Origin of the sequence: Enterococcus sp. AZ095a (assembly GCF_050546735.1) — a bacterium.
Taxonomy (GTDB): domain Bacteria; phylum Bacillota; class Bacilli; order Lactobacillales; family Enterococcaceae; genus Enterococcus_D; species Enterococcus_D entomosocium.
On the sequence record NZ_CP172953.1, the window covers coordinates 2001259 to 2027100 of the forward strand.

At 40.6% G+C, this 25842-nt stretch carries 25 protein-coding genes; 5 read left to right on the top strand and 20 right to left on the bottom strand.

The annotated features are described in order from the left end of the window. Window positions 1-12 precede the first annotated feature (12 nt). The 9 genes from IGJ26_RS09285 to fabT form a co-directional block, all read right to left on the bottom strand. Window positions 13-1377 carry an acetyl-CoA carboxylase biotin carboxylase subunit gene (locus tag IGJ26_RS09285; RefSeq protein WP_005235585.1) on the bottom strand — a complete coding sequence of 455 codons (1365 nt, stop codon included), beginning with the start codon at window positions 1375-1377 and terminating at the stop codon, window positions 13-15. A gap of 7 nt (window positions 1378-1384) precedes the next feature. Next, on the bottom strand, window positions 1385-1813 hold the full coding sequence (gene fabZ / locus IGJ26_RS09290; protein ID WP_005225895.1) for a 3-hydroxyacyl-ACP dehydratase FabZ: 429 nt from the start codon (window positions 1811-1813) through the stop codon (window positions 1385-1387). Between the two features lie 4 nt (window positions 1814-1817). Next, window positions 1818-2300, bottom strand: a complete 483-nt coding sequence (accB, locus tag IGJ26_RS09295) for an acetyl-CoA carboxylase biotin carboxyl carrier protein (RefSeq protein WP_016612188.1) — start codon at window positions 2298-2300, stop codon at window positions 1818-1820. Next, on the bottom strand, window positions 2301-3539 hold the full coding sequence (gene fabF / locus IGJ26_RS09300) for a beta-ketoacyl-ACP synthase II (RefSeq protein ID WP_016610185.1): 1239 nt from the start codon (window positions 3537-3539) through the stop codon (window positions 2301-2303). A gap of 12 nt (window positions 3540-3551) precedes the next feature. Further along, window positions 3552-4289 carry a 3-oxoacyl-[acyl-carrier-protein] reductase gene (fabG, locus tag IGJ26_RS09305; protein ID WP_016620362.1) on the bottom strand — a complete coding sequence of 246 codons (738 nt, stop codon included), beginning with the start codon at window positions 4287-4289 and terminating at the stop codon, window positions 3552-3554. Window positions 4290-4298: 9 nt separating this feature from the next. Beyond that, a complete protein-coding gene (fabD, locus tag IGJ26_RS09310) occupies window positions 4299-5222 on the bottom strand; it encodes an ACP S-malonyltransferase (RefSeq protein WP_194199632.1) in 924 nt (307 codons plus the stop codon). A 123-nt stretch (window positions 5223-5345) separates the two neighbouring features. Continuing rightward, window positions 5346-5570: an acyl carrier protein gene (locus IGJ26_RS09315; RefSeq protein ID WP_005225890.1), complete on the bottom strand. Its 225-nt coding sequence runs from the start codon at window positions 5568-5570 to the stop codon at window positions 5346-5348. Window positions 5571-5622: 52 nt separating this feature from the next. Further along, a complete protein-coding gene (locus tag IGJ26_RS09320) occupies window positions 5623-6585 on the bottom strand; it encodes a beta-ketoacyl-ACP synthase III (protein WP_194199633.1) in 963 nt (320 codons plus the stop codon). A 9-nt stretch (window positions 6586-6594) separates the two neighbouring features. Further along, window positions 6595-7035 carry a fatty acid biosynthesis transcriptional regulator FabT gene (gene fabT, locus IGJ26_RS09325; RefSeq protein WP_008378199.1) on the bottom strand — a complete coding sequence of 147 codons (441 nt, stop codon included), beginning with the start codon at window positions 7033-7035 and terminating at the stop codon, window positions 6595-6597. A 320-nt stretch (window positions 7036-7355) separates the two neighbouring features. Here fabT and IGJ26_RS09330 point away from each other — a divergent pair, with 320 nt between their 5' ends. Continuing rightward, on the top strand, window positions 7356-8297 hold the full coding sequence (locus IGJ26_RS09330; protein ID WP_016612191.1) for a GIY-YIG nuclease family protein: 942 nt from the start codon (window positions 7356-7358) through the stop codon (window positions 8295-8297). Between the two features lie 68 nt (window positions 8298-8365). On the opposite strand, the gene IGJ26_RS09335 is transcribed toward IGJ26_RS09330, so the two are convergent. The 7 genes from IGJ26_RS09335 to IGJ26_RS09365 form a co-directional block, all read right to left on the bottom strand. Then, window positions 8366-8596, bottom strand: coding sequence for a YkuJ family protein (locus tag IGJ26_RS09335; RefSeq protein ID WP_005225886.1), 231 nt, complete (start codon window positions 8594-8596; stop codon window positions 8366-8368). 83 nt (window positions 8597-8679) lie between these two features. Further along, window positions 8680-9555, bottom strand: coding sequence for an NAD(P)-dependent oxidoreductase (locus tag IGJ26_RS09340; protein WP_087664005.1), 876 nt, complete (start codon window positions 9553-9555; stop codon window positions 8680-8682). A 74-nt stretch (window positions 9556-9629) separates the two neighbouring features. Further along, on the bottom strand, window positions 9630-10862 hold the full coding sequence (locus tag IGJ26_RS09345) for a glycosyltransferase family 4 protein (RefSeq protein ID WP_005235570.1): 1233 nt from the start codon (window positions 10860-10862) through the stop codon (window positions 9630-9632). Window positions 10863-10893: 31 nt separating this feature from the next. Then, window positions 10894-11904 (bottom strand): glycosyltransferase, encoded by a 1011-nt coding sequence (locus IGJ26_RS09350; protein ID WP_005235568.1) that lies wholly within the window; start codon window positions 11902-11904, stop codon window positions 10894-10896. Between the two features lie 265 nt (window positions 11905-12169). Beyond that, window positions 12170-13897: a phosphoenolpyruvate--protein phosphotransferase gene (gene ptsP, locus IGJ26_RS09355; protein ID WP_194199634.1), complete on the bottom strand. Its 1728-nt coding sequence runs from the start codon at window positions 13895-13897 to the stop codon at window positions 12170-12172. Further along, complete coding sequence (locus IGJ26_RS09360) at window positions 13897-14163, bottom strand: phosphocarrier protein HPr (RefSeq protein WP_003126335.1); 267 nt, start codon at window positions 14161-14163, stop codon at window positions 13897-13899. Before IGJ26_RS09360 ends, ptsP begins: the two co-directional genes overlap by 1 nt. Window positions 14164-14323: 160 nt before the next feature. Further along, the gene (locus IGJ26_RS09365) at window positions 14324-14515 is read right to left on the bottom strand and encodes a hypothetical protein (RefSeq protein WP_005235564.1); all 192 of its coding nucleotides are present in this window, start codon (window positions 14513-14515) and stop codon (window positions 14324-14326) included. A 271-nt stretch (window positions 14516-14786) separates the two neighbouring features. On the opposite strand from IGJ26_RS09365, the gene IGJ26_RS09370 reads away from it, so the two are divergent. Next, on the top strand, window positions 14787-17048 hold the full coding sequence (locus IGJ26_RS09370; protein WP_034878864.1) for an ATP-dependent Clp protease ATP-binding subunit: 2262 nt from the start codon (window positions 14787-14789) through the stop codon (window positions 17046-17048). A 151-nt stretch (window positions 17049-17199) separates the two neighbouring features. Beyond that, window positions 17200-17511 carry a DUF1827 family protein gene (locus tag IGJ26_RS09375; protein ID WP_008378223.1) on the top strand — a complete coding sequence of 104 codons (312 nt, stop codon included), beginning with the start codon at window positions 17200-17202 and terminating at the stop codon, window positions 17509-17511. 161 nt (window positions 17512-17672) lie between these two features. On the opposite strand, the gene IGJ26_RS09380 is transcribed toward IGJ26_RS09375, so the two are convergent. Continuing rightward, window positions 17673-18992: a helix-turn-helix domain-containing protein gene (locus IGJ26_RS09380; protein WP_430600010.1), complete on the bottom strand. Its 1320-nt coding sequence runs from the start codon at window positions 18990-18992 to the stop codon at window positions 17673-17675. A 473-nt stretch (window positions 18993-19465) separates the two neighbouring features. Beyond that, window positions 19466-19933 (bottom strand): hypothetical protein, encoded by a 468-nt coding sequence (locus IGJ26_RS09385; RefSeq protein WP_005235556.1) that lies wholly within the window; start codon window positions 19931-19933, stop codon window positions 19466-19468. Between the two features lie 1031 nt (window positions 19934-20964). Here IGJ26_RS09385 and IGJ26_RS09390 point away from each other — a divergent pair. Further along, entirely contained in the window at window positions 20965-21447 is a 483-nt protein-coding gene (locus IGJ26_RS09390; protein ID WP_005235554.1) for a hypothetical protein, read from the top strand. 19 nt (window positions 21448-21466) lie between these two features. Further along, window positions 21467-22525 (top strand): WxL protein peptidoglycan domain-containing protein, encoded by a 1059-nt coding sequence (locus tag IGJ26_RS09395; protein ID WP_194199635.1) that lies wholly within the window; start codon window positions 21467-21469, stop codon window positions 22523-22525. 140 nt (window positions 22526-22665) lie between these two features. Here the strand turns inward: IGJ26_RS09395 and IGJ26_RS09400 are convergent, their stop codons facing one another. Then, window positions 22666-23436, bottom strand: a complete 771-nt coding sequence (locus IGJ26_RS09400) for a hypothetical protein (RefSeq protein ID WP_016620417.1) — start codon at window positions 23434-23436, stop codon at window positions 22666-22668. Window positions 23437-24101: 665 nt separating this feature from the next. Then, window positions 24102-25682, bottom strand: coding sequence for a peptide chain release factor 3 (locus IGJ26_RS09405; RefSeq protein WP_008378231.1), 1581 nt, complete (start codon window positions 25680-25682; stop codon window positions 24102-24104). Between the last annotated feature and the right edge of the window lie 160 nt (window positions 25683-25842).

Consider the following 25842-nt stretch of genomic DNA (forward strand, 5'->3'; position numbering starts at 1 on the left):
TCAACTTCCCTCCTATTGTTCAGGTGTCCAATTTGGCAAAAATTCCTCTTGTAAAAAGGCGGTTGTATAGTCTCCCGCAATCACTTTCGGGTGACTGATCAAGTCCATTTGGAATTCTGCATTCGTAATGACACCATCGGTCACTAATTCAGCTAACGCCCGCTGCATTTTCATCAATGCTTCAAAACGGTTCTCGCCGTGAACGATCACTTTAGCGATCATGGAATCATAATAAGGCGGGATCGTATAGCCGGAATACATGGCACTGTCTACCCGTACACCCAAGCCTCCACCAGGCAGAAATAAATTGTTGATCTTGCCTGGTGACGGTGCAAAATTGAAGGCTGGATTTTCTGCATTGATCCGACATTCGATTGCCGCACCTGTCATCTTGATGTCTGCTTGTGTCAAGCCTAGCGGTTCGCCACTAGCAACTTCGAGTTGTTTTTTGACTAGATCAATGTTCGTCACCATTTCAGTGATGGGGTGTTCCACTTGGATTCGAGTGTTCATTTCCATGAAATAAAACGCCCCAGTGTCTGCCATTAAAAACTCGATCGTGCCGGCATTGCGATACCCTACCGCTTGTGCGGCACGTACCGCTGCTTCTCCTAGCTCTGCTCGTTTGCTTTCAGAAATCACCACAGAAGGAGATTCTTCCAACACTTTTTGGTTGTTGCGTTGCAGCGAGCAATCGCGTTCACCAAGGTGGATAATATTACCAAAAGAATCACCTAACACTTGCACTTCTATGTGTCGAGCAGGATAAATGATTTTTTCAATGTACATTTCATCGTTGCCAAATGCCGCTTTCGCCTCTTGCTGTGCCGAAGCAAAATGATGTGGTAACGCTTCTTTATCGGCGACTTTCCGTATCCCTTTACCGCCACCGCCGGCTGCTGCTTTGAGCATGACCGGGTAACCAATCTCTTCAGCGATCGTTAAAGCTTCTTCCACATCAGAAATCGCGCCTTTGCTTCCGGGAATGACCGGTACTTCTGCTTCGATCATCAAGCGTCTTGCATTGATTTTGTTTCCCATTGCATCGATAGTCTCACTCTTTGGCCCAATAAAGACGATATTGCATTCCTCGCACATCGCAGCAAAGCGGCTATTCTCTGAAAGAAAGCCAAAGCCGGGATGGATCGCCTCAGCCTTTGTGACGATCGCAGCGCTTAGGATCTGCTGTACATTCAAATAAGAGTCAGCTGCTTTGGCAGGTCCGATACAAATCGCTTCATCGGCAAGCTCTGTGTGCAACGCTTCTTTATCTGCTTCTGAATAAACGGCGACCGTTTGAATACCTAATTCGCGACAAGCGCGAATGATACGTACGGCGATTTCGCCACGGTTTGCGATCAATACTTTAGAAAACATGTCTCACCTATCCAATCATGAAAGTCAATTCTGCTTCCGCCACTTTTTTCCCATCAACATAGGCAATTCCTTTGCCGATGCCGGCTGCAGATTTTACTTTGATTATTTCTACTTCTAAGATCAAGGTATCGCCTGGTGTTACTTTTTTTCTGAATTTTGCTTTGTCTAAACCGCCAAAGTAGGCAGTTTTCCCACGAAAGTCTTCCAATGACAATAATGCCACAGCACCTGCTTGAGCCATTGCTTCCACGATCAATACTCCAGGCATCACTGGTTCATGGGGAAAATGGCCTTGGAAAAACGGCTCATTAATGGTAACGTTTTTCTTCGCAACGACCCGTTTGCCTTCTTCTAACTCCTCAACGCGATCCACTAAAAGCATCGGATAACGATGAGGGATGATTTCTTTGATTTCTTGAATCGTTAATGCGCTCATTGCTTTACCCTTCTTTCACACGGAATAATGGTTGATTGAATTCAACGATTTGTTCGCTTTCAACCAAGACTTCAACCAATTCGCCATCGACGTCGCTGACGATTTCATTCATGACTTTCATCGCTTCAACGATACAAAGAATATCGCCTTTTTTCACGTGATCGCCGATTTGCTTAAAGTTATCTTTGTCAGGACTTGGTTTCAAATAAACGACACCCACTAACGGCGAGACAACTTCTTTGCCCTCTAAGACAGGTTTCGCCGCTTCTACTGTGTCAGGTGTCGCTGAGACAGCAGGCGTTGGTACAACAGGAGTTGGCGCAGCATTCGCTGCAGGAGCAGGCGCAGGTGTAGATTGTGCATTTTGTAGCCCACTTGTCGTATTTTTATTAAAATAAAGTTCAAACGTCTCTTTTTTTAATTGAAGCTCAGTTAACGTCGATTGATCGAATTGGCTGAGCAGCTCTTTTATCTCATGTGTTTCCAATTACGCTTCCTCCCAACGTTTCAGCAAGATCACTGCATTATGACCGCCAAACCCAAGTGAATTACTCATGGCATAGGTCAATTCTGCTGGTTGGCTTTGATTGATAACAACGTTCAAGTCGATCTCAGGATCTTGTTCTGTCACGTTGATGGTTGGTGGAATAAATTGATGTTGTAATGCTAATAGTGAAGCAATGGCTTCGATTCCACCAGCCGCCCCAAGCAAATGACCAGTCATTGACTTTGTACTGCTGACATATGGTTTTTTATAGTCTTCGCCCAATCCGTATTGGATCGATGTCGCTTCTGCACTGTCATTGGCGGGCGTACTTGTACCGTGGGCATTGATGTAACCAACTTCAGCTGGGGTAATCGCCGCTTCTTGCATCGCTAATTTCATTGCTTTTCCAGCACCTGATCCATCAGGGTTTGGCGCAGTCATATGGTAGGCATCACAGTTCGCACCGTACCCTACGACTTCACCTAAAATCGTTGCCCCACGTTTTTGTGCATGCGCCAATGATTCTAAAATGAAGACGCCAGCGCCTTCACCCATGACAAATCCACTACGATTTTTATCAAACGGAACGGAAGCTTTGTCAGGGTCTGATTCAGTGGTTAACGCCGTCAGAGAAGCAAAACCAGCAATACCGATTTCACAGATCGTCGCTTCTGAACCACCAGCGATCATGACATCTGCATAGCCATGCTTGATGTTTCGGAAAGCTTCACCGATTGAATGGGTACCAGAAGCACAGGCGGAAACAGTCGTCGTACAAATGCCTTTCGCACCTACCCGTAACGCAATGTTGCCGGCAACCATATTTACGATCGACATCGGTACGAACATTGGTGATACCCGATTTGCTCCTTTGTCATGCATTCGAATCACTTGGTCTTGAATCGTTGGCAAGCCGCCGATCCCCGAACCAACCATCACGCCAAAACGATCCACATCAATGGTTTCTGTATCTAACTTCGCCATTTCCATCGCTTCTAAGGCCGCATAAATTCCATAAATGGAAAAAAGATCCATCCGCTTCGTATCTTTTTTAACGAAGTACTTTTCTAACGGAAAATCTTTGACTTCAGCGGCAACTGAGATCCCTGTTGCTTCTGCGTCAAATTTTGTAATCGGGCCGATGCCGTTGGTCCCGTTTTGTAAACTTGCTAAAAAAGTTTCTGGGTCATTTCCGATTGGAGAAGTGACGCCGTATCCTGTAACTACTACTCGATTCATCTTTTCTTCCTCCTACCCTTGCATTGCCATCCCGCCGTCTACACTGATCACCTGACCAGTGATGTAGGGGCTTTTTGCTAAAAAGACTGCTGTTTGCGCAACATCCTGTGTGGAACCAAAACGCTGTAATGGAATAGTTGCCAATGATTGTTCTTTGACTTTATCCGACAGCACTTCAGTCATCTCTGTTTCGATAAATCCTGGGGCGATCGCATTGCAGGTGATCCCCCGAGCGGCACCTTCACGAGCGGCAGATTTCGTAAAACCGATCACGCCAGCTTTACTTGCCGCATAGTTGGCTTGCCCGATATTTCCCGTCAAGCCGACCACACTCGTCAAATTGATGATGCGGCCTTCTCGCAACTTCATCATTTTTTTCAACGCGTGCTGCGTCATATTGAAGGTACCAGTCAAATTGATTTTGATCACGGAATCAAAATCTTCCGGTTTCATTCTCAACAATAATTTGTCATTCGTGATCCCGGCATTATTGACCAAAATGTGGATCGGCCCGACTGCCGCTTCTGCTTCCGAAAGCATGGCTGCCGCTTGATCAAAATCAGAAATGTCCCCATTGATCGCTACACATTTCACGCCGTAGCTGGTGATGCGATCGATCAGTGACTGGGGAATTTCTTTTCGTCCATTTAAAACGATATTCGCTCCTTCTTTGGCAAAGGCTTCCGCGATAGTAAAACCGATCCCTCGCGAGCTACCAGTTACAAAGACGTTTTTATTTTGCAGATCCATAAATTCCTCCTAGTTGAATCGGGCTAGTGTATCTGCCAACGTTTGGCTATCTTCTACACGCGCAGTCTGGATTTCTTTGTCTATTTTCTTCATAAAACCGCTCAATACTTTTCCTGGTCCGATCTCGATGACTTGTTGGATGCCAAGTTCCTTCAGTGTCGCAATGCTTTCGTAAAAACGCACTGGTGATTTCACTTGCAGCGTCAACAGTTCCTTGATTTGGTCTTGCTGCATCGGCTGCGCGGTCGTATTGCTGATGACAGGTACTTGCAACTCATCAAAGGTAATTTGAGCTAATTCCTGTGCTAATTGCTGCGATGCCAGTTCCAACAAAGCAGTATGGAAAGGACCGCTGACATTTAAAGGAATCACCCGTTTGGTTCCAGCAGCTTGTAACAATTCCACCGCTTTATCCACTGCCGGCGCTTCACCGCCAATAACGATCTGCTGCGGCGTATTGTAATTCGCTGGTGTCACGATCCCGACTTGACTTGCTTCTTTACAGATTTCTTCAATCGTTTCAGCGGGTGTGTTCATCACAGCGACCATTTTCCCAACACCTGCAGGCGCCGCACTTGCCATATACCGACCGCGCTTTTGCACCAATGCGACTGCGGTCTGGAAATCAAGCGCGCCACTAGCGACTAAGGCTGTATATTCACCTAAACTTAAGCCAGCAACAGCAACAGCTTCGATTCCTTGCGCATCCAAAAGTCGCCAAAAAGCCGTGCTTACTGTTAAAATGGCAGGCTGTGTATATTCCGTCTGGTTTAAACGTTCGTTTTCAGTAAAGCATAACTCGGCCATATCATATCCTAGAATAGTGCTGGATTGTTCAAACGTCTCACGAACGATTGCTTCTTGGTGATAGAGCTCTTCCCCCATTTTGGGGTACTGTGCACCTTGACCGCTAAATAAAAAGGCTGTCTTCATCTTGCACTCCTTCATTACTTTGTTCGTTGTTGTTGGAGAACATGGCTTCTTGCAGTTCGTCTATGAATCAGCAAAAACACGTTCTTAAAAAGGAAAGGCTAGGCTGTCTGCCTAGCCTTTGTTTTATGCTTGTTGTTTTTCTACATATTTAACTAGATCTTCAACGGTTGTGATACCATCTTCTGTTTCGATCTTCACATCGAATTCATCTTCGATCTCGTTAATGATTTGGAAAAGATCCAAGCTGTCTGCTTCTAAATCTTCTTGGATGTTCGTGTTCAATTTGATTTCTTCTTTTTCTTTTCCTAATTCTTCTGCTACGATTTCTTGAATTTTTTCGAATACCATGTGTATATTCCTCCAATGTGTTTTTCAATAGTAATTTTGTTTCGTGAACAAGTTATAAGGTGGCTAACATAGTTCCCCATGTCAATCCGCCGCCAAAACCTGAGAACACCACTTTTTGACCACTGCCAAGGGACAGTGTACCTCGTTTGATTTCTTCATCTAGCAATAACGGAATCGAGGCTGCCGAAGTATTGCCATAATCTTGCATATTTTGCAAAAATTTCTCACGGGGTTGCTTCAGCTTGCGAGCAACTTTGTCTAAAATGCGTGAATTTGCTTGGTGAAGCAAAAAATAATCAATTGCTTCATCTTGTATCAGATCATTGATCGAGGCGACCACATCACGCGTCGCAAAATCAAAGATTTCTCGTCCAATCATTTGCATACAAGCACTATACGCCGGAGCGTTTTGTGAAAAAGGATTCTCATTCGTGCGAAAACCAGATGTTAAGGACATGCCTCGCGTCCCATCTGCTTTTAAAGACTCTTTGAGCAAATGCTGCTCTGAAGATGCTTCCAACAATAGACCGCCGGCACCATCTCCGAATAAAACAGCCGTCGAACGGTCGTTCCAATCCAAGACTTTTGAAAGTACTTCTCCACCGATGACCAATCCTTTTTTAGCGCCCGTTCGAATCAGTTTTTCAGCCATAGACAATGCATACACGAAACCAGCACATGCTGCACTGATATCAAAAACAAAGGCATTGACTGCCCCAATCGCCCCTTGGACTTGGCAAGCAACCGCCGGTGTATTGAAATCCGGTGTGATCGTCGCTACCAAGATAAAATCCAGACTTTCTGCTGAAAGCTGAGCATCTTGCAAGAGCGTTTGAGCGACGCGAATACAAAGGTCTGAAGTGTTTTCGCCGACAGCGACTCTTCTTCGTTTGATTCCCGTGCGAGAATGGATCCATTCATCTGAAGTATCCATCAAATTTGATAGATCATCATTTGTTACGATTTTTTCTGGAACATAACTTGCAGTCGCGGTAATTTTTCCAAACATATTCATCCATTATTCTCACTTATAATCTTGTAAAAAGTCATGCAGATTTTTCAGTGCTTTCAACAGTGCCTGTTCCTCTTCAGGAGACATCTGACTCAAGACACCCTTCACCATCTCACGATGAAAATGCTGATGAACACGATAAAGGAGTTTTCCTTTTTTCGTCAAACCTAGTTTGACGACTCGCCGATCATCTTCACTGCGAATCCGTTCTACATATTCTTTTTTCACCAAACGATTGATCGCGATGGTCAAAGTCCCAACAGTGATCGAAAGCTCTTTGGCAACTTCAGTCGTGGTCTTTTTTTTGTACATCCCGATGGCTTCGATGGTATGCATTTCGGTAATTGAAAGGTCTTTGAATTGAGATTTTTTCAATTCAGATTCTTCAATCACTAAGATGTCATTAAAGACGCTGACTAAGTAGTCATTAACTGTTTCTAAATTGGGTTCCATAACCTTCACCATCCGAATACTTTGATAATCAAATCATTTGATAGTCAAACTATATCGGAAGTTATTGAGAAATGCAAGAATTTTTTCGAACTTTTTTTATTTTTAAGCGCATTTTTATTTAAGAATTGATTTTCTAAGATTTTAAAAGCTGCGAGTTGACAAAATAATCCGTTTCCGTTATAGAGAAATTTCCTTTGAATGTCAAAGTTTATCATTGCGTTGTCTCCACTCTATTCCTATTTTTTTCTTGTCAACGGCCAGCAAACGTTGCTCTCTCCGCTCTCATCTGCTACTCTTTGAAGGAAGGAGAGGAACGATCGATGAATCCGAACAAAGAGTTTCTAAAAAACAAAGCAAATGCACTGCCTGAAAAGCCTGGCGTTTATCTAATGAAAGATCAACACAACGAAGTCTTGTATGTGGGAAAAGCCAAATCATTGAAGCAGCGTGTCGTTTCCTACTTCCGAAAAAACCAGCAGCATGCCAATAAGGTACTTCGACTTGTTTATAATGTCGTTGATTTTGAAACCATCGAAACAGATACCGAATTGGATGCACTATTACTTGAATGTCGTTTGATCCAAGCTTTTCATCCTATCTACAACCGCCAAATGAACCATTCAGCGAACTATTGCTTTGTTGATTTGACGAATCATAGCTTCACGATCACTCAAACACCACAAATTGGCAGTTATGGCCCCTTTCGGCAAACAAAAAAATTGCCTGTGTTGTTTCAATTATTGTCAGAAACGTTTCAATTGCCGACAGTCAACGAACTGACGCTATTAACCTTACGTAAACAACTCCCTCAAATGGAGGCGTATCCCTTGGAAGAGAAGTGGCGAGAGATCGGCTGTTTTTTTGCAGGAAAGAAGACAGACTGTTTTTCACTCCTTAAAAAACGCTTGGCATACCTGATTGATCACTTATTGTTTGAACAAGCTAGTGTACTGCAGCGAGAGATCCATTTAGCAGAAAGCTTTTACCAAGAAATCGTGAGGGTCAATCAGTTCATTCAAGAACCGGAAGTGATTTTTTCGATTCCCCTTGACTTAGAGGAGCCAGTATCACAGACGACTCAACTCAAATACTATCAAGTCAGCTTTGGTAAGTTGATCCAAACAAACATTCTTTCTCCCGAAGAAACATTCCAGCCACTTCCGCCATCAAGCGCTGCGCTGCCTTTAGCCCCGGAAGATCTCGATCCATTAGGGATCATCCTTAATCACCTGTACCGCCAAGAAAAAGCAGCAGATAAATAAAAAACAGCAAGCCCAAGTAGGCTTGCTGTATAGAAATGAGAAAGCGACGACGAACGTCCCACTCATTCTTATTGGATCAAATCATAGATTTCCATGGCTACAATATCAACATTATCAAATTGATAAGATTGACTTGATTCTGCTTCCGTTAATTCAAACGTTTCTGTCGAATTGTCATAAGTAACGGTACATTTTTCGACGCCTTCTTTTTCAAAACGACGTACTTGAACTTCATTGTCTTGCGCTTCGACCATCGCTTCTAAACGTTTGATGATAGCGACTAATTGCGAACTTTTCATTCGTAAGCCTCCTTTTTCTGTCCGTTATATTGTATCAAAACATCCTCTATCTTGCATTGATTTTTCGTATTTTTTTTGTCATTTTAAGATTTTTTTCCATCTTGCCACCAAAGTTTAATCAGCGCCTGCGTTCCGTCATTTTCATAGCCTTTTTCAGCCAACTGATCATACAATTTTTTAGCTAAAGTGGTGCTTGGCAAATCCAATCCCATCTTCTTGGCTTCATCCAGAGCGATCCCCAGATCTTTGATGAAATGTTTGACAAAAAAACCTGGTGAATAATCCTCTTTTAGGATACGTGGACTGTAATTCGTCATGGACCAATTGGCAGCACCACCGCCAGAAAGGGTGTCAATCACTCGTGGTAAATCTAGACCCGCTTGGTTCGCATAGACCAGCATTTCTGTCATCCCCGTCATGGTTCCGGCAATCATGATCTGATTGGCCATTTTCGTATGCTGACCCTTTCCTGCCCCTCCTTGAAGTTGAAACGTCTTTCCTAATACTTCAAAAAGTGGTTTTACTTGTTGGTAAGCTTCTTCATCGCCACCAACCATAATCGTTAGCGTGGCATTTTTGGCACCAAGGTCACCACCAGAAACTGGCGCATCGATACTCGCAGCACCTTTTTCCTTCGCTGTCTGATAGATTCGTTCTGCCAAATCAGGTGTACTGGTGGTAAAATCCACCAATGTTTTGCCCGTCACAGCCGTTTGAAAAATCCCTTGAGGCCCATAGTAAACTTCTTCAACGTCGGATGGATACCCAACCATTGTAAAGATGATTTCACTTTCTGATGCAACTTCTGTTGGGGTGTCACACCAAATTGCTCCATTCGCAACGAGTTCATCTGTTTTTGCTTTCGTCCGATTGTAAACATTCACTGTATGTCCTGCAGCTAAGAGATGACCAACCATCGCTTGACCCATGACACCAGTACCGATAAATCCTAATTTCATGCAGATCCCTCCAAAATAAAAAAGTTCATGTCTTTAGTATACGCTAAAAACATGAACTTGCGAAAATTTTCTGTTTAATCGATCGTTCGGCGAAAAGCCTTTAATTTGACTTTGAATTTTTCTAACGTCTGCTCGGTTTCTTTCTCGATGCGTTCGGTTTCATAATAGGCAACCATATCATGGTAGAAAGACAGCATCGACTCACCAAAGCGTAATGCCGAGATCTCGTACATCTTCCTAGAAAGAACTTCGGGATCAGCAGGAATCTTTTGTTCATAATAATCAATAAATGCTTTTGCGAAATCCCGATCACTCTCAAAGGTGACGCCTAACGATGGATCATCGATCAAGGTGTTTAAGTAATCATTGCCTTCAACGACTAATGGGGTCCCAGCAGCCATTGCTTCCGTGTATGTCAGTCCTTGTGTTTCTGAAGTGGAGGCACTGACGAAGTAATCGGCAGCGTGGTAATAGATCGCCACTTTATCATTCGCCACTTCGCCGACAAATTGAACATGGTCAGTTAGCGCCATATCCACCACTTTTTCTTCTAATTTTTCTTTATGCGGACCTTTCCCAACGATCACTAATTGCGCATCAGGAATCTTGGTTAGAATTTCCGGCATTCCATCGATGATCGCTTGGATATTCTTTTCATAAGAAATACGACTGAGAGAAAGCAGCATGGGTTGATCCTCAGTGATGCCTAATTTCTCCCGCAATTCTTTTTTCATTTCAGATGTAATGTCCGGTCGACGAAACTTCTCGACTTCGATCCCTGTGGGGATGATCCGCATCGGTGAAACCACACCATACCCCCTCAGCGTATCGATGACTCGTTCACTTGGACAAACAACACCTGTCGAGTGGTTGGCAAATAGCCGCGAAAGATATTTCACGTGAGACGGCCGTAAGACCTTCCCATTGGCGATGTAGTGCAAGTAGTCTTCATACATCGTATGGTAGGTATGGATCACAGGAATTTGCAATTTGCGCCCCACCATTTTCCCTAACATCCCAGAGCCAAACTCGGTATGGGTATGGATCAATTCCAACTCTAACTCTTTGGCGATCAAATAGGCATACAACATGCCGCGCACTACGATTCGCCGATCTTTGAAGGACACAAACGGGACACTTGGCATGCGAATGATATCTTCTTCGTCTAGATCAGCATTGGGATCGGTCGTAGTAAAGATATACACTTTATGGCCTTTTTTCTCAAGCTCTTCTTTCAATGTCTTGATCGATGTCGCCACACCACTTACCTGGGGGAAGTAGGTGTCTGTAAAAAATCCGATTTTCAAAACGGTACCTCCAAACTTTACATTAGTTTCTTTATTCCGTATTCATCACTTTTGTATAAACTTCTTTTAGCTCATATCCGATTTCATCAATACTCTTTTGCTTGGCCGTTTCATAACCCGCTTCACTTAACTGTGGCAACGTGCCATCTACGATTCCTTTGATTTTCTCGATAAACCCTTGATTGGTTTTCTCCATGTATGCATTGTGCCCATTGCTTAGCCACCCTTTATATACTGGAATATCCCGAACAAGCACATTTTGGTGGCTGGCTAACGCCTCAAGGACCACGATCCCTTCTGTTTCTTCATAGGAAGGAAAGAAGAACAGATCAGCCGCTGAATATGCCCCTTCGATGATGTCTCCTTTGATATAGCCGGGAAACAGCACATTTTCTGGATGGTCTTCATTGACAAGGTCGCGAATCTGCTTAGGAATCGTCATCATTGGTGTATGACCAAACCAGATAAACGTATATTCAGGCAATTGTCTAGCTATCTCTACAAAATCAAGAATGCCTTTTCGTTCAAAAAACAAGCCGACCGATATAATGACTTTTTGATCAGGTAAAAGCTGAAAATACTCACGAAAGGCTTTTTCTTTCTCATGATCCGGCTGATATTTGTCAAGATCGATCCCGTTTGAGATCGCTTCGATCGGCACTTGGATACCATACCCTTCCAAAAGTTCTTTCGAATAAGGGGTCGGGGTGATCAATTGATCGGCTCTGGAATAAAGATTGATCAAATATTTTTTATATAATGGCGAAAGCTGATTTGAACCGATAAATGAATTCCGAAAATCCTCTTCTGTAGAATGGGCATGGTAAATCACTTTTTTTCCTTGTCTTTTGGCTTTATTGACCATATGCATACTATTGATTCCATACGTGTTGATGTGAAGAATGTCATAATCCTCATCATTTTTATCAAGAGTAAAAGGAATCCCGACAGATGTCAGCGCTCGTTGCTGATGGGCCAATGCGCGACCGATACCTGATTTAGCTAATAATTTTTCTCCTTCAAAATAAAGAAGTACTTTCAAAGATGATTCCTCCTTGGAAATGCTTATATCTGATATTAGTATACCATAGGCGATCGCAGAGATACTCCTACCATGGTCCTAGATTTTGTTCCCCATTTAACCATGATACGGGAAAAACTCAGGGAATCATAGCTTAATTCCAAGATATGACAAAACTGTTCGTTTTCTGAAAAAAGTAGTAAGTTGTTGCAAGTCAAATCAAACAAAATGTCTTCTTAAAACAAAAAAAGGCAACAAGCAAAAATTGCTTGTTGCCTAGAAATGATTATTTTACATACTGTTCGATTAACTCTACAACTTCTTCCATTGTATCGCAATCTTCTAAAGCACGTTTTGCTAATTCTTGCATGTCAGTGGTTGACAAACGTTTCATTAAGCTACGTGTTTTCAGAACAGATGTTGCACTCATTGAGAACTCATCTAAGCCCATACCTACAAGAAGTGGCACAGCAGTTTGATCGCCGGCCATTTCTCCACACATACCAGCCCATTTGCCTTCAGCATGCGCTGAATCGATCACGTTTTTGATCAAGCGTAAGATGGATGGGTTGTATGGTTGGTACAAGTAAGACACGCGTTCATTCATGCGGTCTGCAGCCATTGTGTATTGGATCAAGTCATTGGTACCAATACTGAAGAAGTCAACTTCCTTCGCAAACTTGTCTGCTAAGACAGCTGCTGCTGGAATTTCGATCATGATTCCGACTTGGATCTCGTTAGAAATCTCAACGCCTTCGTCAATCAATTTTTGACGCTCTTCTTCATACATTTTCTTCGCTGTACGGAACTCTTTCAATGTTGCCACCATTGGGAACATAATACGTAAGTTACCATGAGCAGAAGCACGTAACAACGCACGAAGTTGGGTACGGAACATGTCGTCCCCAAGTTCAGACAAGCTGATACGCAATGCACGATAGCCTAAGAAAGGATTCATTTCATGAGGCAATTTTAAGTAAGGAAGTTCTTTATCGCCACCGATATCCATTGTGCGGACAACCACTGGTTTTCCAGCCATTCCTTCTAGAACTGCTTTATACGCTTTATATTGGTCTTCTTCTGTTGGGAAATCAGGAGAATCCATGTACAAGAATTCAGTCCGGTATAAACCGACTGCTTCTGCACCATTGTTGTGGACACCTTCTAAATCTTTTGGTGTACCAATGTTCGCAGCTAATTCAAAGTGCTTACCATCAGCCGTAACTGTTTCAGCATCTTTTAATTTTTCCCACTCTGCTTTTTGATCTGCGTAGGCTTTCCCAGCTTCAACAAATTCAGCCGCTTGGTCATCTGTCGGGTTGACGATAACGTCACCGATAATGCCGTTAACAGCTAAGATGTCGCCCGCTTTCACTTTTGCAGTGATCTCCATCGTTCCAACGATTGCTGGGATTTCAAGAGAACGTGCCATGATTGCGGAATGAGAAGTACGTCCACCGATATCTGTTACAAAAGCTTTAACAAAGTTGCGGTCTAATTGTGCGGTATCACTTGGTGTCAAGTCATGCGCAACAACGACTACTTCTTCGTTGATCATTGAAGGATTAGGCAAAGACACATTCAACAAATGCGCCAAGATACGTTTAGCAACATCTTTGATGTCAGCTGCCCGTTCTTGCATGTAAGCATTGTCATCCATTGCTTCAAACATACCAATATACATGTCAGTAACTTCTTTCAATGCAGCTTCTGCATTGACTTTGTTATCTGTCACGTTTTGTTTGATTTGACCGATCATCTCAGGATCTGAAAGAACCATTAAATGAGCATCAAATACTTGTGCTTCTGCTTCACCTAAAGTTTGCGCTGCTTTGTCGCGGATTTGTTGTAATTCCGCTGTTGACTTCGCTAACGCATCATCTAAGCGTGCTTCCTCTGCTGCAGTATCTTCAACTGATACTTTTGAAAAAGATAAATCAGGTTGTACTAACAGGTAGGCTTTCGCAACGGCTACACCATCACTAGCAGCAATTCCTTTTAGCATCTCAACCATTATTCAGACAAACCTTCTTTTTTCATTGTTTCTACGATTGCAGCGATTGCATCTGCTTCGTCAGCACCTTCAGCAGTGATAGTTACATCAGAACCTTGGCCAACACCTAATGACATTACGCCCATGATTGATTTAAGGTTTACTGATTTACCTTTGTACTCTAAGTTGATATCAGAGTTGAATTTGCTTGCTGTTTGAACCAATAATGTAGCTGGACGTGCGTGAATCCCTGTCTCAGCAACTACGTGAAAATCTTTCTTTTCCATATTGATCAATCTCCTTTATGATACGTTTTTTTGTGTGAAGGCAAAATTTCCATGCATGCAATGATACCCGAAAAAAATCGCCCTTTCAACTGTTAAGATTACCATTTTTTTCCTCGATAGACAACCGTTTTCTCTTAAATAAACGATTGAAATAAATGTCCTATTTATTTTCTTGCACGTAACGGTAGATGATCTTCCCATTTAACCCCGCTTCTCCGACAAAAGAAGACCGGTCTTCCAACTGGAGCCAGACATCTCTAAACGCCAGAAATTCCGGCTGTTGGACAATCAATTCTTGGATCTCTCCATTACGTAAACGTACTACTTCTGCAGCAAAATCTCTGTTCTCCAACGTCTATTCTCACCTCTTTCTTTCTATTATATAGGAATTACTTTTTATTTAAAAGACCGCTTCTATAAGTGAAATCGAAGGGAAAATTTTTAAAGGTAAAATTCTTGCAGTCTGACAAAAAGTTAGTATAATAGAATTATGGTCAGTAAAGATCAATAACACATTACCTTGAAGGTGACCGTTACTTTGCCCACAGCCCCTTTTCTTTTACAAGCAATCAAATGCGCCGTAAAATAGGGTTGTTGGAACAAATATGAAAGGTCGTGAATCTATGCTTTGTCAAAATTGCGGCAAAAATGAAGCTTCAATTCATTTATATGCCAATGTCAATGGTCAAAGAAAACAACTCGATTATTGTCAAAGTTGTTACCAAAAAATAAAAGCACAATCTGGGAATGCTGCAGCTGCAATGGCGCAAGATCCTTTTGGATTTGGCAATCTTGATGATTTATTCCGTCAAATGTCTCGTCAAATGCAGCAAGGAAATCCCCCTTATGAACAAACCCCACCGACACAAACTGGCGGTAACGGTTTTGTTGGCGGGCAACCACCACGCAATAACCAAGCGCCTGCGGGTCTGCTGGGAGAATATGGCATCAATATCACTCAAATGGCTCGTGATGGTGAAGTCGATCCAGTGGTCGGTCGTGATTCAGAAATCAAACGCGTGATCGAGATCCTTAATCGCCGAACCAAGAATAATCCTGTATTGATTGGTGAACCTGGGGTTGGGAAAACTGCCGTTGTTGAAGGGTTAGCCCAAAAAATCGTTGATGGTGATGTGCCACAAAAATTGATGGAAAAAGAAGTTATTCGTTTGGACGTTGCGTCGCTTGTTCAAGGCACAGGTATTCGTGGCCAATTTGAAGAACGCATCCAAAAATTGATCGAAGAAATCAAGCAAGCGGAAAATGTGATCTTGTTTATCGATGAAGTCCATGAAATCGTTGGCGCTGGTGCAGCCGGCGACGGAAATATGGATGCTGGAAACATCTTAAAACCAGCTCTTGCCCGTGGAGAACTACAAATGGTCGGAGCAACGACGTTAAATGAATACCGCATTATCGAAAAAGACGCCGCTTTAGAACGGCGTTTGCAACCAGTACGTGTGGATGAACCTTCTGTGGAAGAAACCATTCGTATTTTAAAAGGCCTACAACCGCGTTATGAAGATTACCATCATGTGAAATATACGGATGAAGCGATCGCAGCTGCCGCTACCCTTTCTAACCGTTACATTCAAGATCGATTCTTGCCTGATAAAGCGATCGATCTGCTAGATGAAACAGGTTCGAAGAAAAACTTGACGATCCAAATCGTTGATCCAAAAACGATCGAAAAGAAATTACAAGAAGCGGAAGAACAAAAACAAGCTGCCTCTCGAGAAGAAGATTTTGAAAAAGCTGCTTACTATCGCGATCAAATCAACAAGCTTCAAAAAATGAAAGAACGTCAAATCAGCGAAGAAGAAACGCCTGTCATCACCGAAAAAGACATGGAACAAATCGTTGAAGAACGGACAAATATCCCTGTTGGGGAATTAAAAGAAAAAGAACAAACCCAGTTGAGGAATCTTGCGGATGACTTGAAAGCTAAAGTTATTGGTCAAGACGAAGCAATCGACAAAGTTGCAAAAGCGATCCGCAGAAATCGGGTCGGTTTAGGCAAACAAAACCGTCCGATCGGCTCTTTCCTATTCGTCGGTCCAACCGGTGTCGGGAAAACCGAATTAGCAAAACAATTAGCTTATGAAATGTTTGGTTCTGAAGAATCAATGATTCGTTTCGACATGTCAGAATACATGGAGAAACACAGTGTATCCAAATTGATTGGTTCTCCTCCAGGCTATGTTGGCTATGAAGAAGCAGGTCAATTGACTGAAAAAGTTCGTCGGAATCCTTACAGCTTGATTCTATTAGATGAAGTAGAAAAAGCCCATCCTGATGTATTGCATATGTTCTTGCAAATTCTCGATGATGGTCGCTTGACCGATGCTCAAGGACGTACCGTCAGCTTTAAGGACACCTTGATCATCATGACAAGTAATGCCGGAACCGGCAAAGTTGAAGCTAACGTTGGCTTCGGTGCGGCGCGTGAAGGTATCACTCGTTCCGTTTTGAATCAATTGAATAATTACTTTACACCAGAGTTTCTCAACCGCTTTGACGGCATCATCGAATTTAAAGCTTTAAGCAAGGAAAACTTGTTATCGATCGTGTCTCTCATGCTGCATGAAGTCAATCAAACCCTTAGCCAACAAAAACTGCATATCGACGTTCCACAAGACGTGCAAGAAAAATTGGTGGATCTTGGTTACAGTGCAACGATGGGGGCTCGCCCATTGCGTAGAACCATCCAAGATCAAATCGAAGACGGCATTGCAGAATTTTATCTTGAGCATCCACAAGTACATCAACTAAAAGCACAATTAGAAGATGCAGATAAAATCATTGTGACCTCCGCTGAGTCCCCTGCACCTCTTGAAGAAGCCAATCCGGCTTCTGAAGAAGAAGCATCGGAAACAAACGAGTAACAAGCTGCCAAAACGTGTAACGAAACGTTTCCTTTGCCAGACAACCATGTTTTGCCAAAAAATTGGGTAATTCCGAGTTGTCTGGCTTTTCTTTTGAAAAAAAACGCCCTATAATGTTATTAATAAATACATAGAATGTGAGGTGAGTCTGGTGAAATTAATCAATGTTACGAACAGCCATTCTCGACTAGTATTGAATCAACTTGAAAATACCGACGCGGAACTTGTAAAGGTTTACACAGCCGGAGATACAACCGTGATCTTTACCTCAGCGCCGAACCACAATGAAATTTTGCTGATCAATAAAAAAAGAACTATTCGCCCGACGGAAGTTGAAGAAATCAAAAATTACTTCTTGAAAAAATTACCTGATGGCTCTTATGATCCTGCAACGATCTCTGTGATCCAAATGCCCGAAGTGGTGGAAATCTCCATCAAAAAAACGTTATCCTCATCACGTTAGCTTTGCCTGATCACGGGTTTAAAAAATATCTATAAAAGGTGACTGTCGCAGCCCTCTTTTATAGATATCTTTTTTTGTCTTCTCTCTTCCTTCTATTGGTTAGTACTTCGACCAACGATACCTGATGTTCAAGTAAAAAAAGAGAGCCATACGCTCTCTTTTCAAGTATATTTATTAGAAATCATCGACTGGATCATCACATTTAGATTGTGCCAATCCTTGGTACTATGAACATTGCCAAAAAATGTGAATTTCTGCGACTCATTATGGATTAGCACGCCATCAGAAAACAATATATCTGAGTCTCCTAAATTCGAACTAAAGTGAATCACATTTTCATTGTAAATTTTCAACAGTTTGTTTTTAATGACCGGAATATATTCTGGATGGTTCAAAAGAGAAATACCAATGCGAATCGGTTCCTCTTCCTGGATAGGTAAATAAGACGCTGTGATCTGAGCGATTTTCCTTAAGAAGAGGGCTTCTTTTTCTATTACAAACGAATGGCGCTGCAAGGCAGCTGCAATCAGCTCTTCCACCTCTAATACTCGTTCGTTCGTAGAGGACAAATCTTCAGTAGACACAAAACTATCCAAAAAGAGATGAAGACAGCCCCATGTATTCATCACTAATTCATAGGTAATGAATTCTTCGATCTCTTTAGAAAGATTATACTTTTGCGACAAGACAGCTACAACATCGGCAGAAAATTCGACCAGCGGATTTCCTAAAAGATTTCTCAGCTTTTGGCCCAAAAGTAGTTTTTCTTGATCCGAGATCGTTTCAGGTATGAAAAGAAAAACCCAGAAATGATAAAAAATCTGTTCTTTCTCAATATCTTGCTGACTTCTGATCGGCAGCAGCTTGATCACTTGCTTTTCCCCATCTAGTTGCTTGATTTGCTCATAAATAGTGATGGAAGCATCGTCTAACTCATTGACAATATAGCCTCTCAACACCGCATTTTCAATGATTGAAAACATAATGTCGTGCTTCACTTTCGTGGTTTTTAACGGCTCATATTCTTTAGCTGCTAATTCAACGCTGGCACGGGTTCGCTGATTGATGTATACATTACAAGCCATGATCTCAACTAAATAATGGTACATCCTCACACACGGCTCTGCCCCTGTCAAATCAATGGAATCTGTATTGTTATTGATAGTAATCGGAACATTTTGGATAACCAGCATTTTCTTAAGATAGCTGATCAATTTATAACAATAAGAAATACTAAAAATCAATTCTTCCGAGATGTCCACCATACGGGTCTTTCTTTTTCTTAACAAATAGGATAATAGACGATAATAAGGAGATTCTAAGAAATATTTTTTCTTTAGATTCACAAAAATATGCAGGCTTTGTTCTTCATTTAATTCTCGTGACAAATAAACAGTTCTCTTTTTCAGCAAAAAAATTGACTCGTCAAAAGTCGTAAACTCTCTCATATCTTCGGCGATTTCATTGATCAATATTTTCACCTGATACAAAGATTTGTTTGTCGTTTCACATATTTTATCGAGAGACAGCTGCTTCTCCAAAATGATATTTCTAACAACAGTTAATTTATCTACCTGTTTTTTGGTTAAATAAAACCTATACAATTTTTCTATATACTCCAAAATTTTTTACCCGCCTTATTTAAAAAGTATCCCAGTATCCAATTATAGTAAAATAAACTTAAATTTAAGCCTCTTTTTTCATTAAACGGACAATTTTAATAAAAAATTCAGAAAAATCCCCTCTTCTTTAAAACAGTACGGGTGAGAAAAACTTGTGAAACGATTCTTATTTTTTGTAACAAAAAAGTGTTGGAAACCCTGTAAAAGAACCTGTGAATTAGCTGTTTCCATAAACTTAGAAAAAATTCGTATTCTTTCATTGATTGGTAAGTGACTTGGAGAGTAAAATCATTTTCTAGCTGGACAAACTTCTTTGAGGAATCAAGTTCATTTCAAAGAGCTTGTAATAAAATATCTTCTCTTTTTAGCCAGCAATCTTTGTATTCATAAATGTTGATGATCGACAATTCATCACTCATTTGATTGATTGACCGCATGATTTCTTCATCATCCGAATCAACATTGCCAATGACATGCAAATCATAATGAACACCAGATTTATCCACGCACTCAACGATATAGCTGATCACATCTCCCCAAAAATGTTCCAATCGATGAGTGCCGCCTGCTTTTTCTAACCTTGAACGTTCAGCGATACACAAAACGTTTTTCGAAGAGTATTGCAAGATGTTGATTTCCCCTAGTGATTGTGCTAAGTAGTCAAGAACCGATTGGCGATCATCTTCTTGATCCACAATTAAATTTCTCTCTAAAATCGTATTCGTCTTGTTGCTGAAAAAGCGCACAGTCAACATAGTAGCATTCTTTTGTCGACTGAAATTTATTCTGGTTTGCAGCATTTTGATTCACTCCTTAAAAGAACTTTGATCCTCTGCTATTAAGGATATAGTAAGAACCAGCCGATTTTTATCGTCTTTTTTTCAAAAAAACTACAAATAAAATAATCATTGTTCCTCATTTTTCTTTCTACTGACTAAAAGACCTGTTAATTAGAAACGAGTAGCAACTTCATAAAAATAAAAGAGACAAAAAAACTCTAAGGTTTCTTCAAAGAGTCTTATTGTATATTCTCCTAATATTATGAATCCTACTAAAATCTAGTATTAATGAGATAGTAATTCTAAACAGCTAATTTTTTTGAGATATTTTTAAAATGAAACAAGTACGGATTTATAATTTTAAGCTTGAAGCAACCTTTAATATCTCTGTCCCGTTAAGGTAGAAGATTTATAGGCACAGATTACAAATTGAATAAAAACATTAATTGATAATTTTCAAATCTATGACTTTGATTGCCCATTCAATAGAAATGCATAAATAGAACAATACGTTCAATCCCCACCTATGCAATAGTTCATACTCGTAAAACTACTTCTATAAATAGTATCTTAAAAATGATAGAAGATTGTATTCTACTGAATTGCAGATGTTCACGAAAGAAATAACAGATATGAATCTTCAGAACTGATTCCCCTGACAGCGACTGATTCAGAGCAAATTCTCAGAGACTACGAATAACAATATAATTACTTTGCTAGGTCGAATCCTAGTTGGAACGACAATTCTTTCAACTCTGAGAAGATCTTGACTTAAAATATTAGCCAAATTGTAACATTGCAACAAAATTATTTTCATATAAATCATTACCGCACGGACAATTGCTACACAGAAAAATATGTGGACTTGATAATCAACATCACTGGACTACTAGAAAATTTGATTAAATTATTTTATAAAAAATCAGATTAATAAAATACTTTCTACTTTTTCATTAAAAATAGCGCAAAAACGGATAATAACTTAATACATCATCATTGTATACTTTATTTAAGCAGTAAATCATCTGCAAAAATTAAAGTGAGGTTTTATTATGAAAAAAGTTATTTTGGGTACTACATTGGCAACATCTTTACTACTAGTAGGAGGAATCACTGCGTCAGCAGATGTTGCTATGCCAGAGGTTCCCTCTGTTCCATTTGCTGTTACTATAACAGAAGGAACATCTAGTTTTGCATTTAATGATATGAATTTAAACGAAACGTTCGAAATAAGTCCAGCATTATTTGTCAACGGAACAATGACAGGAACTATTGAAAACGTTGGCGGAACATTAACAAACTTAACTCGTTCAGTTAATAAAGTTACAATTACAGTTTCTTCTGATTCTGAAGGAATCGTTATCACCGAAAATGGTGATGTTGCCGTTGAAGCAGAAGCTATTTCCCAATCAGTAGCTACCAGCGTAGATACAACTTTCACATTCAATCGTCAAACTGCTTTGCTAGATGGCACACCCACTATCACAGTTACTGCATCAGATACTACTGACTTAGACAATGGCCAAGACCTTTAATTCTTAAAAAGGATAACATATGGATAAAATATCAAAACACAGAGACTCCTTTCTAAGAGTTTCTGTGTTCTTCCTCATATTGACAATAATCGCAAATATAAATATAAGTATTGCAACAGCGAATGAGACAACGAATACTTTAAAACTATCGCTTAGCGATACCGAATATGAGACATCAAGAAATACTATTACTCTTCCTTCTGATGTTGATAAAAAGTATACATTTGACATTAAATTGGAAAACATCGGAGCTGGTGATTCATCAATAGTGGTCACTCCCTTTGCTTCAACTGCTATTTCAAGAGAATCCTCTATTTTGTACACTTCGAATACAGAGAACCTTCTCGATGATAAATACGACTTTTCAAATTATGTTACTATCGCTTCAGAAGCTATAGACGAAGAGAATCAAATAGAAATTGCTCCTAATGAATCTGTTGGTGTCAGCATTACCATAAATGTTCCAGACGACATAGAGCTTGAAGGTACTGTAATGGGTGGAATTAATTTTAAGCAAATATTAGGTGTTCAAACAGCTGAAGATTCTATTAGTATTGCGTCTGCCTACGAGTCTATCATTTTCATCAACTTAATTTTTAGCAAATATGAGGATATTCAAGATATTATTTATCAAGATTTCTCATTTGTTGCTCTTCAGGACACGGTAAACCTACAATTTTATGCCCTCAACTATAATCCTATTTTAGGCAACTTAAACAATGCGCTCTACGAACTAATAAACCCAAATGGAGAAACAATTGCCTCTGGAGAGTTAGCAGATTCCGTTCTTTTAACGCCGTTAACCAAATCAAGAATGCAGATTCCTTTAATAGACGATAGTGAGCTTATTGAAGGCGAATACCGTTTAACAATAGAAACAACTAGAAAAGCGATCACCACTACTTTTTCTTATGAGAAAGAGGACTTGGATAACTTCAAAAAAGAGAACCGTCCAACGAACACTGCCAACGTTCATACAAATAATCAAATCCTTATCTGGATCATCTTTGTTCTCATTGCAGCGCTGGCAGCTGCAGTCATCTACATTTTAAAATCAAAAAGAAAAAGAGAGGGCTAGTTCCTCTCTTTTGTTCTGCTTCTACTTATTCCATTGGTCATCAATTATTGAGAGATTCCTTTTTAAAGAAATGTTGCGTATCTTCTCTCCATGGTTTCCTCTTTAGGAAGAAATAGAAGAAGTGAGACAAGAAAAACCGCTCATATCAAATAAGCGGTTTTTCCTAATATAAATCTAAACATATTTTTTTCAATGATCACTTCTTTTGAAAAAAATGTTGCTGTCTCACATTGGCTTTTCTTCCCTAAAAAAAACTCAGTACCAGCCTCATCCTCAACATCACTGATTGAATCTTCTAGTTTGGTAGAATCCTTATCAAGCGAGTCTTCTTCCAAGTTTGCTTGCTCGTCGTAAATAGATTCTGCTTCTTCCTTTTGGCTCTCAGAATCATCTTCGATGCCATTGTCTTCTTGCTTTTCATCGTCTTGGTCTTCAGTCATTAAATTCTCATCCGATATCTCTTCTTTTTCCTCATCCGTCTGATTCATTTTTATATCTTTCGTAAAGGTCTCTGAATCATCAATTGCTGTAAAAGTGACTGATAGGTAGTACTCAGAGTTGGAATCAAGATATTCCTTTATGTTCAATGTTGCAGCTACGTTAAGAATCATTGATGCTTCATCAGTATCCTCAATCTGAATGATTTTCTCTTCCGAACCGTTCACGCTGTTTAGTTCTGCTGAAAATGCCTTCCCGACAGCTGTGATCTCTACGCCAAAAGCACCTTCACTGCCGTTGCTATCGACGGTCAGCTGAAGATCTTGTGTGGTTTTCAACAAATAATAGTGTTCGTCCTTAAAGTCAATCGTGTTCAAATCAAAAATCAACGTTTCGGAAACCTCATCAGCCGCAGCCTCTACTGTTGGAAAGAAAAATATCGCCGAAAATATAAATAACAAACTTTTTAGCACTACATGGTCCCCTTTCTTCTTTCAGAAATCACTTTTATTTAACAAATAATCATTCGCTTTAGCAAAATCGATCTATAGATAACTAGTAGACTAGCAATGAGACTAATTCATTTTGGAGTTATGAAGCCATGGTTCACCAACTGAAAACTTAAGCCATCTGTTAGAAGTGCTTCAAATGAAGTTTTAAGGGCTATAACCGAATCATGCTCAGATAAAGAAAGTTTAGTCTTCACTAGTAGCATCTGACAAAAAGAACTTGTCCCTCGATCAAATGATTAAATGACCTCTATCACTGGCAATCTATTCTCTGCTTTCCCTCTACTTTCAAACAAGTAAAAATTTCCTGAATCACCAAATGTGCCTATGATATTTTTCTATTCATTTCAAGTGCACTTCCTTGCGGTCATCTTTAATACTACGCTCTTTTTCCAACTCTTTTTATCTTCTTTTAAAAGAATGTTTATAAATTAGGATAATTGTCTGATCATTGGACCATTGCCCCAATCACACAGCCTTCTTTCTGTATCAAAAGCACGTTTTCAGCAAAAAAAAGCCCCTTCTTATCCATTTTGATAAGAAAGGACTTTCTACGATCGTTCAATTCAAAAAGATCAGCCTTACGTACAGAGTTGCGCATACCTAGACAGGCTCGCGGGAAACGGCTCTTACATCAAACTCTTCAATTCGACATCTGGGTACTTATCTGCGAACCAACGCATCGCAAATTGATTCTCAAACAAGAACAATGGCTGGTCGAAACGGTCTTTCGCTAAAATGTTACGACTGGAGCTCATACGCTCATCCAAGTCTTTCGGATCGATCCAACGGGCGATCTTGTGGCCCATTGGGGTCATGATGACTTCCGCATTGTACTCATTCATCATGCGATATTGGAAAACTTCAAATTGCAGTTGCCCGACAGCACCGATGATATACTCATCACTAAGATACGTCTTGTACAACTGGATAGCCCCTTCTTGGACCAACTGATAGATTCCTTTATGGAAAGATTTTTGCTTCATCACATTTTTCGCAGTAACTTTCATAAAGAGTTCCGGAGTAAACGATGGCAGCTCTTCGTAAGCAACTTTTAGTTTTCCTTCATAGATCGTGTCACCGATTTGATAATTCCCCGTGTCATAGACACCAATAATATCTCCGGCGACAGCTTCTTCAATATTTTCACGGGTATCAGCCATAAATTGAGTCACATTGCTGAGTTTCATTTTTTTGCCAGTACGTTCTAAAGTAACGTCCATGCCTCGTTCAAAGGTTCCTGAACAAATGCGGACAAAGGCGATCCGGTCACGATGGGCAGGATTCATGTTTGCTTGGATCTTGAATACAAACCCAGACATTTCTGGTTCATAAGGACTGACTTCCTCACCAGCTAGTGTTTTATGTCCGTAAGGTGCTGGTGCAAAAGTCAAGAAGGTTTCTAAAAAGGTCTGTACGCCAAAATTTGTGAGAGCAGAACCAAAGAATACAGGGGTTTGATCGCCCCGAGCGATTTTTTCTGTATCAAAGGCGTCGCCAGCTTCTTGCAGCAATTCCACTTCTTCTAAAACTTGTTGGAACAGCCCATCTTCGGCAAATGGATGATCTGCTGGGAATTGACCATTTTCATCTAGGGCAACTAAACGTTCCCCACCGTGATTGTCAGGACGGTAAAATTCGACCCGTTGGTTGTGGATATCATACAGTCCTTCCAAGCCTTTCCCCATGCCGATCGGCCAATTCATTGGAAATGATTCGATCTCTAAAAGATCTTCTAGTTCTTCTAATAATTCTAATGGTTCGCGGCCATCACGGTCGAGTTTATTGATAAAAGTAAAAATCGGAATACCACGTTTTTTAACGACCTGGAAGAGTTTTTTCGTTTGTGCTTCGATCCCTTTTGCGCTATCGATCACCATGACAGCACTATCCACCGCCATCAAGGTACGGTAGGTATCTTCAGAAAAGTCCTCATGCCCAGGGGTATCTAAAATATTGACCCGTTTGCCTTGGTAATCAAACTGCATAACGGAACTGGTAACGGAGATCCCCCGTTGTTTTTCGATTTCCATCCAGTCGGACTTTGCGAAATTACCAGTCTTTTTCCCTTTGACCGTACCAGCTTGGCGAATCGCGCCACCGAATAATAATAATTGTTCTGTAATGGTTGTTTTCCCCGCATCCGGATGGGAAATAATCGCAAAGGTACGGCGACTATCGACTTGTTGTTTTAATTTTGGATTATCCATTGATTCTATTGCTCCATTTCTTGTATTTACAATGCGAACAGTGTCTATTTTAGACTGTCGCTAGTTTTCTGACCAAATCAGTATATCATGGATAAGGGTGATAAAAAAGCAAAAAAAGACAAGAAACCCCTTTGACTACTCTCTTTTAGAGAGTTAGGCA